Origin of the sequence: Streptomyces sp. NBC_01775 (assembly GCF_035917675.1) — a bacterium.
Taxonomy (GTDB): Bacteria; Actinomycetota; Actinomycetes; order Streptomycetales; family Streptomycetaceae; genus Streptomyces.
Genome location: NZ_CP109104.1, coordinates 8,308,058 through 8,320,511, shown reverse-complemented (window position 1 = coordinate 8,320,511; position 12,454 = coordinate 8,308,058). Strand labels below are relative to the sequence as shown.

Sequence of the window (12,454 nt, the reverse complement as noted above, 5' to 3'; positions counted from 1 at the left end):
CTGCCGTGTCGCGCGGAACGTTACCGTACCGCGATCAGACAACCACCTCGACGCACTTCCCGGGGGGACGGCCGGACGTCCGTTCCGTCTCCAGCGCGCTTTGCAGAATCACCACGGCGGCGGCCTGGTCGATACGCGAACGCCCCTTCTTGGAACTGACTCCCGAGGCGCGCATCCCCTGCGCCGCGGTGACCGTCGTCATGCGCTCATCGACCAGCCGGACGGGCACGGGTGTGATGTTTTTCGCCAGCTCCTCCGCGAAAACCCGCACCTTGGCCGCCGCCGGACCCTCCCCGCCGCTGAGCGAACGGGGCAGCCCGACGACGACCTCCAGGGGTTCGTACTCCTCCGCCAGGGCGACCAGGCGCCGCAGGGCCGCCGGAACGTCGCGTCCCGGCACCGTCTCGACGGGGGTCGCGAGGACCCCGTCGGGGTCGCTGCTGGCGACCCCGATCCGGGCGTCCCCGACGTCGACGGCCAGCCGCCGGCCCCGCCGGAAGGACGGTGAGTCCATCAGGCGTTGCCCCCCGCCTCGGCGACCAGGCGCTCGACGGCGGCGTGGGCCTCGTCCACGGCGGCCGGGTTCTGGCCGCCGCCCTGGGCGACGTCCGGCTTGCCGCCGCCCCCGCCGCTGAGCGTCTTGGCGGCGGTGCGCACCAGTTCACCGGCCTTGAGGCCCTTCTCCCGGGCGGCCTCGTTGGTGGCGATCACGGTGAGGGGACGGCCGTTGGTCACGGCGAACAGCGCGACGACGGCGGGGCGGCTGCCGAGCCGCTGGCGCACATCGAGGACCAGGGTGCGCAGGTCGTCCGCGGCGGTGCCGTCCGGCACCTTGGCGGCGACCAGCGCGATACCCCGTACGTCCTTGGCGCCCTCGGCGAGCCCGCCGGCGGCCTGGAGGACCTTCTCGGCGCGGAAGCGCTCGATCTCCTTCTCGGCGTCCTTGAGCTTGGCCAGCATCCCGGACACCCGCTCGGGCAGCTCCTCCGGGCGGCCCTTGACCAGCTCCGTGAGCTGCGAGACGACGGTGTGCTCGCGGGCCAGGAACTTGTAGGCGTCCACCCCGACCAGCGCCTCGACCCTGCGCACGCCGGAGCCGATGGAGGACTCCCCCAGCAGCTTGACCAGGCCGAGCTGCGCGGTGTTGTGCACATGCGTGCCGCCGCACAGCTCCTTGGAGAAGTCTCCGATGGTGACCACGCGCACGGTCTGGCCGTACTTCTCGCCGAACTCGGCCAGCGCGCCCTGCTTCTTGGCGTCGTCGATGCCCATGTACTCGGCCTGCACGTCGAGTTCGCGGGCCAGCACCTCGTTGATCTTCTGCTCGACGTCGGTGAGCACGCCGCCGGGGACAGCGGCGGGCGAGCCGAAGTCGAAGCGGAAGCGGCCGGGGGCGTTCTCCGAACCGGCCTGGGCCGCCGTCGGGCCCAGCGCGTCGCGCAGCGCCTGGTGGGTGAGGTGGGTGGCGCTGTGGGCGCGGGCGATGGAGCGCCTGCGGTCGCCGTCGATCTGCGCGTACGCGGGCGAGCCCACCGTGACCTCGCCGACCTGCACGGTGCCCTTGTGGACGCTGACGCCCGGCACCGGCTGCTGGACGTCGCGGACCTCGATGACGGCGCCGCTGTGCAGCTTGATGCGACCGGTGTCGGCGAGCTGGCCGCCGCCCTCGGCGTAGAAGGGGGTGCGGTCGAGGACGACCTCCACCTCGTCGCCCTCGTGGGCGGCGGGCGAGGGGACACCGTCCACGAGGAGGCCGACGATGCCGGCCTCGTCGGCGGTGGCGTTGTATCCGGTGAAGTCGGTGGCGCCCGCGCTGTCGGCGATCTCGCGGTAGGCCGAGAGGTCGGCGTGGCCCTGCTTCTTGGACTTGGCGTCGGCCTTGGCGCGCTCCCGCTGCTCCTTCATCAGGCGGCGGAAGCCCTGTTCGTCCACGGAGAGGCCCTGCTCGGCGGCCATCTCCAGGGTGAGGTCGATGGGGAAGCCCCAGGTGTCGTGGAGCAGGAACGCCTTGTCGCCGGAAAGTACCTTGCCGCCCTCGGCCTTGGTGTCGGTGACGGCGGTGTCGAGGATGTTGGTCCCGGCCCTCAGAGTCTTGAGGAAGGCGGCCTCCTCGGCGAGCGCGACGGTCTCGATGCGCTTGCGGTCGGTGACCAGCTCCGGGTACTGCTGGCCCATCGTCTCGATCACGACGTCGATGAGGTCCTCAGCCACGGGGCGCGAGGCACCCAGGATGCGCATGTTGCGGATGGCGCGGCGCATGATGCGGCGCAGGACGTAGCCACGGCCCTCGTTGCCCGGCGTGACGCCGTCGCCGATGAGCATCACGGAGGTGCGGATGTGGTCGGAGACGACGCGCAGGGAGACGTCGGAGTGCTCGGCGGCGCCGTAGGCGATGCCGGTCAGCTCGGTGGCCTTGTCGATGACGGCACGCGAGGTGTCGATCTCGTACATGTTGTGCACGCCCTGGAGGATCATCGCCAGGCGCTCCAGGCCGAGCCCGGTGTCGATGTTCTTGCTGGGCAGGTCGCCGAGGATCTCGAAGTCCGTCTTGGAGGAGCCCTCGCCGCGCTCGTACTGCATGAACACGAGGTTCCAGATCTCGACGTAGCGCTCGTCGTTGACGGCGGGGCCGCCCTCGACTCCGAACTCGGGACCCCGGTCGTAGTTGATCTCCGAGCAGGGTCCGCAGGGGCCCGGGACGCCCATGGACCAGTAGTTCTCCTCCATCCCGAGGCGCTGGATGCGCTCGGCGGGAACGCCGACGACCTCGCGCCAGATGCGCTCGGCCTCGTCGTCCTGCTCGTAGACGGTGATCCACAGGCGCTCGGGGTCCAGGCCGTAGCCGCCCTTGTCCTGCGAGCTGGTCAGCAGCTCCCAGGCGAGCTTGGCGGCACCTTCCTTGAAGTAGTCACCGAAGGAGAAGTTGCCGCACATCTGGAAGAAGGTGCCGTGCCGGGTGGTCTTGCCGACCTCTTCGATGTCCGGTGTGCGCACGCACTTCTGCACGCTGGTGGCACGCGGCCAGGGCGGGGTGACCTCGCCCAGGAAGTACGGCTTGAAGGGGACCATGCCCGCGGGGACCAGCAGGAGGGTGGGGTCGTCCGCGATCAGCGACGCCGACGGCACGACGTGGTGCCCCCGCTCCTCGAAGAAGCGCAGCCAGCGGCGGCGGATTTCAGCCGACTCCATCAGTGGTCCTCATTCCGGTCGTACGGGCGGATCGGGTAGGTGGGGCCGGGGGCGCCGAGCTGGCGCCGGTCCGGCTGGGCGGGCAGTTCGGGGTGCCGGTCCTCGGGCGCGGGGGCCGACAGGCCGAGCACGTCCTTGAGTTCACTCTCGCGCTGGGCCATGCCCGAGCGGACGTCGAGCGCGAACTCGCGGAGCTTGTGGCCGCCTTCGACGGCCTTGTCGGCGGCGCGGACCGCGAGCGCGTCGGGTGCGAGGCTGCGGATCTTGCGCTGGACCTTGGTGGTGGCCCAGACACCGGCGGCGGCGCCGGTGGTGAACCAGAAGGCGCGGCGGAACATGTGCGTGGATCAGCCCTTTCCGCGCTTGCGTCCGGCCCGCCGGGCGGCGGGCACCGTGCGGCTGACGACAACCTTGCGGCTCTCCCGCTGCTTCGAGGGCTGCTCGGGCTCGCCCTTGCGGCCCAGCGCGCGGCGCACTCCGTACCCGAAGGCCGCGACCTTGACGAGCGGGCCGCCGAAGGCGGTGGAGACGGTGGAGGAGAGCGCGGAGGCGTTGGAGGTGACCTCCTGGACGTCGGTCGCGATGGCGTCGACGCGGTCGAGCTGGGTCTGCGCGGACCTGACGGTCGCCGACGCCTCTCCCAGGAGGGGAACCGCCTGCTCCGTCACGCCGGACACCAGCTTGGTCGCCGCCTTGAGCGTCTGTGCGAGCCTCACCAGCACAACGGCGAGGAACGACACCAGAATCGCCCAGAAGACGGCCACGAGGAGGCCGGCCACTTCTCCACCGGACACGCTGCACCGCTTCCCTTGGATCGTCTTGGGGTCGGCCGCCGCTCGCCGGGTGGCCGACCGCGGCGGCGGATGAGGTACCGACCTTATCGCGCCGCACCCCCGCGCCCGTACCGCATTCCTGGCGGGGCGCACAGGGCGGGTGCTGCCGTGGGCCGGTTCGGCGCACACCACTTCGAGCACTTGACCGCCCCCGCGCACACCACAGCCCGCCGTGCCTGAGCCGGACGGGGCCGACGGCAGGCAGGCGGGCTGCGGAGAGCTGTTCCGCTGGGCGGAGCGGGCTCAGCGTGCGTAGTACTCGACGACGAGCTGCTCGTCGCAGATCACCGGGATCTCCTTGCGGTTGGGGTCCCGGTCCAGACGGAAGGCGAGCGCCTGAAGGTTGACCTGCAGGTAGCGCGGGGTCTCACCCTCACCGGCGTAGCCACCCTCGCGGGCGACCTGGAAGGGGTGCTTGTCGCGGCTGCGCTCGCGGACCATCACCACGTCGTCCGGGCGGACGCGGAAGGAGGGCTTGTCGACCTTGCGGTCGTTGACCGCGATGTGGCCGTGCACCACCATCTGGCGGGCCTGGTAGATCGTGCGGGCCAGACCGGACCGCAGGACGAGCGCGTCCAGACGGCGCTCAAGCTCGACGATGAGGGCCTCGCCCGTCTTGCCTTCGACCTTCCGAGCGCGGTCGTAGGCGCGCGCCATCTGGCGCTCGCTGATGTCGTACTGCGCGCGCAGGCGCTGCTTCTCCAGCAGACGGACCTTGTAGTCACTGTTCTGCTTGCGGCCCCGGCCGTGCTCCCCCGGCGGGTACGGGCGCTGCTCGAAGTACTTGACGGCCTTCGGGGTCAGCGCGATGCCGAGGGCACGCGACTTCTTGACCTTGGGACGCGACTGGTTCACGTTGAACGGACCTCCGTGTAAGTTAGGTGAGGCTTACCTTAGCTGAGGAGAACGCATGTTTCGACCTGGGATTTCCCTGCCCGGCACCCACGCCGAAGGGGAACAGCCGCGTCCCGTGGAAGACGTCCGGCAGCCCACTGCCGCCGAACGTGTACGGACCCTCGTGCAGTCCAGCGTATCCGCACTGCTGACCATTCCCGGCACCGCGGGAGGCCCGGACGAACCCGGCTCCGGCACCCCGGAGGCACGCACCGTCACCGTCGACGGAGACGTGATTCTGCTGGTCCCCGCGGACTCGCCGGAGGCACGCGCCTGTCTGTACGCGCAGGACGACGACCTGACGGCGGTGATGGAGATCACGGATGTGGCTCCGGTCTCCGTGCCGCACCGCATCCGGGGCCGCGCCTGGGTCGCCGGCTGGCTCACGCCCGTACGCAACGACCAACGCGCCGCCTGCGCCCGGCTGCTCGCCGAGGCCAACCCGGCCGTCCCCGCCGCCGGCACCTCCCGCAGAATGCTGCGCCTGGAGGTCGGTGAGGCATACATCGACGACCTGTGGGGCGCCGAGCCGGTCGAGCCCGACGAGTTCGCAGAGGCCGCGCCCGACCCGCTGGCGGCACACGAGGCAGAGCTGCTCCAGCATCTTGCCTCGGCCCACGCCGACCAGGTGAAGGGGCTGTGCGCCTGCCGCACCGGGGAGTCCGTCGTCCCGCTGGCCATCGACCGCTTCGGGCTGCGGGTGCGCGGCTGGGGCGAGAGCGGCGGCTGTGTGGACGCGCGCTTCGAATTCCCCGAACCGGTGGGCAGCGTCGCGGAGCTGCGGCACGCGATGCACGCGCTGTTCACGGCCGCGCGGGGGTGAAAGAGGGGCCGAAGGCCTGGGGGCCTGGGAGAAACACGGGCAGCTGGGGCGTACGAGGTCAGCTCTCGGCCTCGCCGCTCTCGCCGCGCAGCCGGGCCCGCACTCTCTCGGCCACATCCGCGTAGCGGGCCTCGGCGCCGTAGCGCGTGGGCTCGTAGTAGCGCTTTCCGTGCACCTGGTCCGGCGCGTACTGCTGGGCCGCGATGCCGCCCGGCAGGTCGTGCGGGTACTGATAGCCCTTGCCGTGGCCCAGCTTCTCCGAGCCCTTGTAGTGGCTGTCGCGCAGGTGGGGCGGGACGGAGCCGGCCAGGCCCGCGCGGATGTCGGCGAGCGCCGCGTCGATCGCCGTGCACGCGGCGTTCGACTTGGGGGCGAGTGCCAGCGCGATGGTCGCCTGGCTGAGGGTGATCCGGGCCTCCGGGAAGCCGATCATGGCGACGGCCTGCGCCGCGGCGACGGCGGTCTGGAGGCCCGAGGGGTCGGCCAGGCCGATGTCCTCGCTCGCGGAGATCATCAGGCGCCGCGCGATGAACCGCGGGTCCTCCCCCGCCTCGATCATCCGCGCCAGATAGTGCAGTGCCGCGTCCACGTCGGAGCCGCGGATGGACTTGATCAGCGCGCTCGCCACGTCGTAGTGCTGATCGCCCTCACGGTCGTACTTCACCGCGGCACGGTCGACGGCCTCCTCGATGGTGGCCAGCGAGATCGTGCTCTCCCCCTTGGCCAGGGCCGCCCCGGCGCCCGCCTCCAGCGCGGTCAGCGCACGGCGGGCGTCCCCGCCCGCGATCCGCAGCAGATGGGCCTCCGTGTCCTCCGGCAGGGCCACCTCGCCCGCCAGGCCCCGCTCATCGGCCACCGCGCGGCGCAGCAGCCCGCGCAGGTCGTCGTCGGTCAGCGGCTCCAGCGTCAGCAGCAGGGAGCGGGAGAGCAAGGGCGAGATCACCGAGAAGTACGGGTTCTCCGTCGTGGCCGCGATCAGGGTGACCCAGCGGTTCTCCACGGCGGGCAGCAGGGAGTCCTGCTGGGCCTTGCTGAAGCGGTGGATCTCGTCCAGGAACAGGACGGTGTCCTTGCTGTAGGCACCCGAGGAGCGCCGTGCGCCGTCGATGACGGCGCGCACCTCCTTGACGCCGGCTGTGATCGCCGACAGCTCCACGAACCGCTTGTCCGTGGCCTTGCTGACGACGTAGGCGAGCGTCGTCTTGCCGATGCCGGGCGGCCCCCACAGCATCACCGACGAGGATCCGGCGGGCCCGCCGCCGCCCTCCCCCACCAGTCGGCGCAGCGGAGAGCCGGGGCGCAGCAGATGCTGCTGGCCCACCACCTCATCCAGGGTGCGCGGCCTCATCCGGACCGCCAGGGGGCTGGCGGACGGGTCCTTGGCCTGACGGTCCTCGGCTGCTGCGGTGAAAAGATCGGGCTCCACGCCGGAAACCCTAAGTCAGGCCACTGACAGCCGTCCCCACCGCCCGCTGCCGCCCGCTCGCGCCAGGAGGCGGTCAGGCGTACGGGCGGTCACCGGTCAGCTCGTCCAGAAGTCCCACCAGCGCGTGAGGATCAGGATGCCGATGACACCGATGTGCAGCACCGGCACCACCCAGGGGAACTCGTCCGCGAAGCCGCGCACCGCTGCGGGGGCCGGCAGGAAGCCGCTGCGGACGTTGTGCGCGGTGACATACCAGAACATGACGATCGTGGCGACCCAGGCCAGGGAGCACCACAGGCACAGCGAGCCGATGTTGTACAGCGACTGGTACTGGAGCCAGGTGCAGAACCCGACGCCGAACAAACAGCCCGCGTTGAAGGTCAGCCAGTACCAGCGTGGGAATTTCGCGCGCGTGAGCAGCGTGACACCGACCGCGATGACGATGCCGTAAGCGACCAGGCCGATCATGGGGTTGGGCACGCCGAAGGCCGAAGCCTGGTCGCTCTCCATGATGTTGCCGCAGGAGACAACGGGGTTGATGCTGCACCCAGGCTTGAAGTTCTTGTCCTCGAGCAGCTTGAACTTGTCGAGGGTGATCACCCACGCGGCGAGCAGGCCCGCGGCGCCCGTGATGATCAGCATCCATGAGAAGGCACGACTCGTGCCGACGGCACCCCCCTTCGGTTCGTCCGCAGCGGTGTGCGCCTCGTCGAGGGGTGCCGTCGTCGTCATAGCCTCTGTCGTCCTGTCATCTGGTCCATGGCCGGTGTGCCGCACATTGTGCCCCACCCGGCTGTGCTGTCACCGCAGGTGCGCCCGCAGTTCAGCCACCACCCGGTCGAGTGCGACGGGGGTCTGCTCGCCGCTGCCGAGGTCCTTGAGCTGGGCCACTCCCTCGGCCAGGTCGCGCTCGCCCAGCAGCAGCGCGAAGCGCGCGCCGGAGCGGTTGGCCGACTTCATGGCGTTCTTCATGCCCTTGCCGCCGTACGCGAGGTCCGCCGCGAGCCCCTCCCTGCGCAGCTCGGTCACCAGCGCGAAGAGCCGGCGCCGCGCCTCGTCGCCGAGCGGGACGGCGAACACCTCGGTGGTGGCGGGGAGTTCGAGGGTGACCCCCTCGGCCTCCAGCGCCAGCACCGTACGGTCCACGCCCAGCGCCCAGCCGACGGACGGGAGCGCCGGGCCGCCGATCATCTCGGAGAGGCCGTCGTACCTGCCCCCGCCGCCGACGGCGGACTGGGAGCCGAGACCGTCATGGACGAACTCGAAAGTGGTACGCGTGTAGTAGTCGAGGCCGCGTACCAGCCGGGGGTCGTCCTCGAAGGCGACGCCCGCCTCCGTCAGCAGGGAGCGCACCTCCTCGTGGAAGCTCTCGCACTCCTCGCACAGGTGATCGCGCATCATCGGCGCGTCCTTGAGCTGCCGTTGTACGCTCTCGCGCTTGTCGTCCAGCACCCGCAGCGGGTTGATGTCGACGCGCGCGCGGGTGTCCTCGTCCAGGTCGAGGCCGCGCAGGAACTCCTGGAGCGCGGCGCGGTAGACAGGCCGGCAGGTGCGGTCACCCAGCGAGTTGAGCAGGATGCGGAAGTTGCGCAGCCCGAGCGAGCGGTAGGCGTCGTGCGCCAGGATGATCAGCTCGGCGTCCAGCGTGGGGTCCTCGGCGCCGATGGCCTCGGCGCCGACCTGCGAGAAGTGGCGGTAACGCCCCTTCTGAGGGCGCTCGTAGCGGTAGTACGAGCCCGAATACCACAGCTTCACCGGGAGGTTGCCGGCCTTGTGGAGGCTGGATTCCAGCGCGGCGCGCAGCACCGAGGCCGTGCCCTCGGGGCGCAGCGCGAGTTCGGTACCGCCCTTGGTGGTGAGGGTGTACATCTCCTTGGTGACGATGTCGGTGGACTCGCCGACACCGCGGGCGAACAGCTCGACGCTCTCGAACCCGGGTGTCTCCGCGTAGCCGTAACCGGCGCGCCGCAGCGGCTCGGACAGCGCGTCGCGCACCGCGAGGTAGTTCGCGGAGTCGGGCGGGAGCAGGTCGTAGGTGCCCTTGGGGGCCTTGAAGGTACTCACGAAGCTTCTCGTCACATTCCTCGTCGCGGGGCCGCGTCGAAGACGCCGCCTCCGGGGCCGTCGGCCGCCACCTGCCGCAGGAAGGGGTTGGTGGCGCGCTCTCGGCCGATGGTCGTCTGGGGGCCGTGCCCGGCCAGGACCACGGTCTCGTCCTCCAGCGGCAGGCACACGCGTGCCAGCGAGCCGAGGATCTCGTCCGGGTCGCCTCCGGGGAGGTCGGTGCGTCCGATGGAGCCGGCGAACAGCAGGTCGCCCGAGAACAGGACCGGCGGAATGCTCTGATCGCCTCCGCCGGCGGCCTGTTCGGGCATCCGGAAGGTCACCGACCCCTTGGTATGGCCAGGGGCGTGCGACACGGTCAGCTCCAGTCCGGCCAGCTCCAGCCGCGCTCCGTCGCTCAGCTCCTCGACGTCGTCGGGCTCGCCCACGGTCAGCTCGCCCATCAGGGGCTGGCCGATGCTCCTGCCCAGCGCCTTTTCGGGGTCGCTCATCATGTACCGGTCGGCCGGGTGGATCCAGGCCGGCACACCGTGGGCGCCGCAGACGGGGACGACGGAGGCGACATGGTCGATGTGGCCGTGCGTGAGGATCACCGCGACCGGCTTGAGCCGGTGCTTGGCGACGGCCTCCTGGACGCCTTCGGCGGCCTGGTGGCCCGGGTCGATGATCACGCACTCCTCACCGGCGGCGGGGGCGACCAGATAACAGTTGGTCCCCCAGGCCCCGGCGGGGAACCCGGCAACGAGCACGATCGTCCTTCAATCGTCCGACAACAGGATGCGGCGGCGGCGCCGAGCAGGCATTTCACCGGCCCGGCAGCCCTCAGCCTACCGGCGCGGCCCAGGAGGGGGCGAACCCGTAACGGGACCGTATACGGTACGTGGCCGATGGCCGCGGCCACACCGGGCGCGGCCCGCCCGCTGAAGTCCCCCGCCCGTGCGGCGCCTCGAAGGAGACGAGACCGTGGTCAGCAGTGAGCAGCGCAGGAAGCAGTTGGCGCGGGAGAAGTTCGAGCGCCAGCGCAAGCGTCGGGAGGCCGCCCGCCGCAAGGCCCGGATACGCAACGCCGCCATCGCCCTGGGCGTGGTCCTCGTCCTGGTGGCCGGCGGCGCCTACGCGGCCACCGGCGGGCTCAACGGCGACGAGAAGAAGAAGGACGAAGCTGCCGGCGACAAGACGCCCAGCAAGGCCCCCGACCCCTGCGACAAGCCCGCCGAGGGCACGCCGAACGGCAAGCAGTGGAAGAAGGAGCCGGCGATGAAGGTGGACAGGTCCGCGTCGTACCGCATGGGCCTGGACACCACCTGCGGGCGGATCGGCATCGACATGGACGCCGGCAAGGCGCCGCACACGGTCAACTCCTTCAGCTTCCTGGCGGGCGAGAAGTTCTTCGACCACACCCCCTGCCACCGGCTGGTCGACGACAAGAAGACCCACGTCCTCCAGTGCGGCGACCCCCAGGGCACCGGCCAGGGCGGCCCCGGCTACACGATCCCCGACGAGAACCTCAAGGATTCCCGGATCAAGGGCGAGAAGTACCCGGCCGGCACGGTCGCGATGGCAAACCAGTACGACGCGAAGACCGGCAAGGGCAGGGACAGCGGCGGAAGCCAGTTCTTCCTGGTCTTCGAGGACAGCGAACTGCCGCCCGATTACACCCCGTTCGGAACGATAACCGAGGGTATGGGCGTACTCAAGAAGATCGCCAAGGCCGGATCGATCCCGGACCCCCAGACCCGTAACACCCCGCCCAACGCCACCGTGGTGATCGACAAGGCCACGGCACGGAAGTCCTGAGCTGCCCATGCCGGGAATTTCGGCCGCGCGGATTGCGGACAGCGCGGGCGCCGGTCGCCTATGTTGGCGTTGTGTAGGGTGCCTGCGCCGACGGCCGGACGATTCTGCCGGCCGGACGAAAACTGTGGACGATGCCGGGGGCCGCACGCCCCTTTCCAGGCGTCATGTGGAGGAGGCGCTGTGAGCAGCGACCCGTGGGGCCGCGTCGACGACGCGGGGACTGTATACGTGCGTACGGCCGACGGCGAGAAGGTCGTCGGATCGTGGCAGGCGGGCTCGCCCGACGAAGCCCTCGCCTACTTCAAGCGCAAGTACGACGGTCTGGTCGTGGAGATCGGCCTCCTGGAGCGCCGGGTCAAGACGACCGACCTGTCGGCCAAGGACGCCACGACGGCGATCGGGCACCTGCGCGAGCAGGTCGACGCGCACCACTCCGTGGGCGATCTCGACACGCTGCGCGCCCGCCTCGACAAGCTGGACGAGGCCGTCGAGGAGCGCCGCGAGGAGCGCAAGGCCCGCAAGGCGCAGCAGTCCGAGGAGGCGCGCGGCGCCAAGGAACAGCTGGTCGTCGAGGCCGAGGAGCTGGCCCGGAGCGAGCAGTGGCGGGCGGCGGGCGAGCGGCTGCGCGCGCTGGTCGATACCTGGAAGGGCCTGCCGCGGCTGGATCGCAAGACCGACGACGAGCTGTGGCACCGCTTCTCGCACGCCAGGTCCGCCTTCTCCAAGCGCCGAAAGGCGCACTTCGCGCAGCTGGACGCGCAGCGCGAGGAGGCCAGGCAGCGCAAGGAGAAGCTGGTCGCCGAGGCCGAGTCGCTGTCCCAGTCGCAGGACTGGGGGCCGACGGCGGCCAAGTACCGCGAGCTGATGCAGGAGTGGAAGGCCGCCGGGCGGGCCCAGCGGGAGTACGAGGACGATCTGTGGAGCCGCTTCCGCGGCGCGCAGGACGTCTTCTTCCAGGCCCGCGGCGAGGTGTTCGCCGAGCGCGACAGCGAGCAGCGCGAGAACCTCACCCGCAAGGAGGAGCTGGCCGCCGAGGCGGAGAAGCTGTTGCCCGTCACGGATCTGAAGACGGCGCGGTCCGCCTTCCGGGCGGTCAACGAGCGCTGGGATGCCGTCGGGCACGTACCGCGCGAGGCCAGGCCCAAGATCGAGGGCCGGATGCACGCGGTGGAGCGGGCGATCCAGGAGGCCGAGGAGGCCGAGTGGCGCCGCACCAACCCGGAGGCCAGGGCCCGCGCGGCGGGGCTGACGGGGCAGCTCCAGGACGCGGTCGACAAGCTGCGCGGCCAGATCGACAAGGCCCGCGCGGCGGGCAACAACGCGAAGGCCGACAAGCTGGAACAGGAGCTGGCCGGCCGCCAGATGCTCCTGGACCAGGCCCAGAAGGGCCTCCACGAATTCGGCGGCTAGGCCCTGGCCGGGCCGGCT

At 70.9% G+C, this 12,454-nt stretch carries 12 protein-coding genes; 3 read left to right on the top strand and 9 right to left on the bottom strand.

Features of this window, described 5'->3' with window-relative positions; genetic code table 11:
• Positions 1-34: 34 nt before the first annotated feature.
• The 5 genes from ruvX to rpsD form a co-directional block, all read right to left on the bottom strand.
• The gene (ruvX, locus tag OHB04_RS36775; RefSeq protein ID WP_326691963.1) at positions 35-514 is read right to left on the bottom strand and encodes a Holliday junction resolvase RuvX; all 480 of its coding nucleotides are present in this window, start codon (positions 512-514) and stop codon (positions 35-37) included.
• Positions 514-3,189: an alanine--tRNA ligase gene (gene alaS, locus OHB04_RS36770; RefSeq protein WP_326809145.1), complete on the bottom strand. Its 2,676-nt coding sequence runs from the start codon at positions 3,187-3,189 to the stop codon at positions 514-516. The genes ruvX and alaS overlap by 1 nt, the downstream gene beginning before the upstream one ends.
• Entirely contained in the window at positions 3,189-3,527 is a 339-nt protein-coding gene (locus OHB04_RS36765; protein ID WP_326691961.1) for a DUF6167 family protein, read from the bottom strand. Before OHB04_RS36765 ends, alaS begins: the two co-directional genes overlap by 1 nt.
• Before the next feature lie 9 nt (positions 3,528-3,536).
• A complete protein-coding gene (locus tag OHB04_RS36760) occupies positions 3,537-3,983 on the bottom strand; it encodes a DUF948 domain-containing protein (protein ID WP_326691960.1) in 447 nt (148 codons plus the stop codon).
• Between the two features lie 282 nt (positions 3,984-4,265).
• A complete protein-coding gene (gene rpsD, locus OHB04_RS36755; protein ID WP_326691959.1) occupies positions 4,266-4,877 on the bottom strand; it encodes a 30S ribosomal protein S4 in 612 nt (203 codons plus the stop codon).
• Between the two features lie 55 nt (positions 4,878-4,932).
• Between rpsD and OHB04_RS36750 the strand changes: the two genes are divergently transcribed.
• Positions 4,933-5,739 (top strand): DUF2470 domain-containing protein, encoded by an 807-nt coding sequence (locus OHB04_RS36750; RefSeq protein WP_326691958.1) that lies wholly within the window; start codon positions 4,933-4,935, stop codon positions 5,737-5,739.
• A 58-nt stretch (positions 5,740-5,797) separates the two neighbouring features.
• On the opposite strand, the gene OHB04_RS36745 is transcribed toward OHB04_RS36750, so the two are convergent.
• The 4 genes from OHB04_RS36745 to OHB04_RS36730 all read right to left on the bottom strand — a co-directional run bounded on the left by OHB04_RS36745 (position 5,798) and on the right by OHB04_RS36730 (position 9,978).
• Complete coding sequence (locus OHB04_RS36745) at positions 5,798-7,165, bottom strand: replication-associated recombination protein A (protein ID WP_326691957.1); 1,368 nt, start codon at positions 7,163-7,165, stop codon at positions 5,798-5,800.
• Positions 7,166-7,261: 96 nt separating this feature from the next.
• Positions 7,262-7,897, bottom strand: coding sequence for a vitamin K epoxide reductase family protein (locus OHB04_RS36740; protein WP_326691956.1), 636 nt, complete (start codon positions 7,895-7,897; stop codon positions 7,262-7,264).
• Between the two features lie 69 nt (positions 7,898-7,966).
• On the bottom strand, positions 7,967-9,229 hold the full coding sequence (gene hisS, locus OHB04_RS36735; protein ID WP_326691955.1) for a histidine--tRNA ligase: 1,263 nt from the start codon (positions 9,227-9,229) through the stop codon (positions 7,967-7,969).
• An 11-nt stretch (positions 9,230-9,240) separates the two neighbouring features.
• Positions 9,241-9,978 carry an MBL fold metallo-hydrolase gene (locus tag OHB04_RS36730; protein ID WP_326691954.1) on the bottom strand — a complete coding sequence of 246 codons (738 nt, stop codon included), beginning with the start codon at positions 9,976-9,978 and terminating at the stop codon, positions 9,241-9,243.
• Positions 9,979-10,192: 214 nt separating this feature from the next.
• Between OHB04_RS36730 and OHB04_RS36725 the strand changes: the two genes are divergently transcribed.
• Both OHB04_RS36725 and OHB04_RS36720 read left to right on the top strand, forming a co-directional pair.
• A complete protein-coding gene (locus OHB04_RS36725) occupies positions 10,193-11,026 on the top strand; it encodes a peptidylprolyl isomerase (protein WP_326691953.1) in 834 nt (277 codons plus the stop codon).
• A 180-nt stretch (positions 11,027-11,206) separates the two neighbouring features.
• Positions 11,207-12,436 carry a DUF349 domain-containing protein gene (locus OHB04_RS36720; protein WP_326691952.1) on the top strand — a complete coding sequence of 410 codons (1,230 nt, stop codon included), beginning with the start codon at positions 11,207-11,209 and terminating at the stop codon, positions 12,434-12,436.
• The last annotated feature ends 18 nt before the right edge of the window (positions 12,437-12,454 follow it).

Excerpts from the sequence above, each read along its gene's own strand:
- OHB04_RS36765 (WP_326691961.1), bottom strand. The coding sequence starts at position 3,527 with ATGTTCCGCCGCGCCTTCTGGTTCACCACCGGCGCCGCCGCCGGTGTC.
- OHB04_RS36740 (WP_326691956.1), bottom strand. The coding sequence starts at position 7,897 with ATGACGACGACGGCACCCCTCGACGAGGCGCACACCGCTGCGGACGAA.
- OHB04_RS36750 (WP_326691958.1), top strand. The coding sequence starts at position 4,933 with ATGTTTCGACCTGGGATTTCCCTGCCCGGCACCCACGCCGAAGGGGAA.
- ruvX (WP_326691963.1), bottom strand. The coding sequence starts at position 514 with ATGGACTCACCGTCCTTCCGGCGGGGCCGGCGGCTGGCCGTCGACGTC.
- alaS (WP_326809145.1), bottom strand. The coding sequence starts at position 3,189 with ATGGAGTCGGCTGAAATCCGCCGCCGCTGGCTGCGCTTCTTCGAGGAG.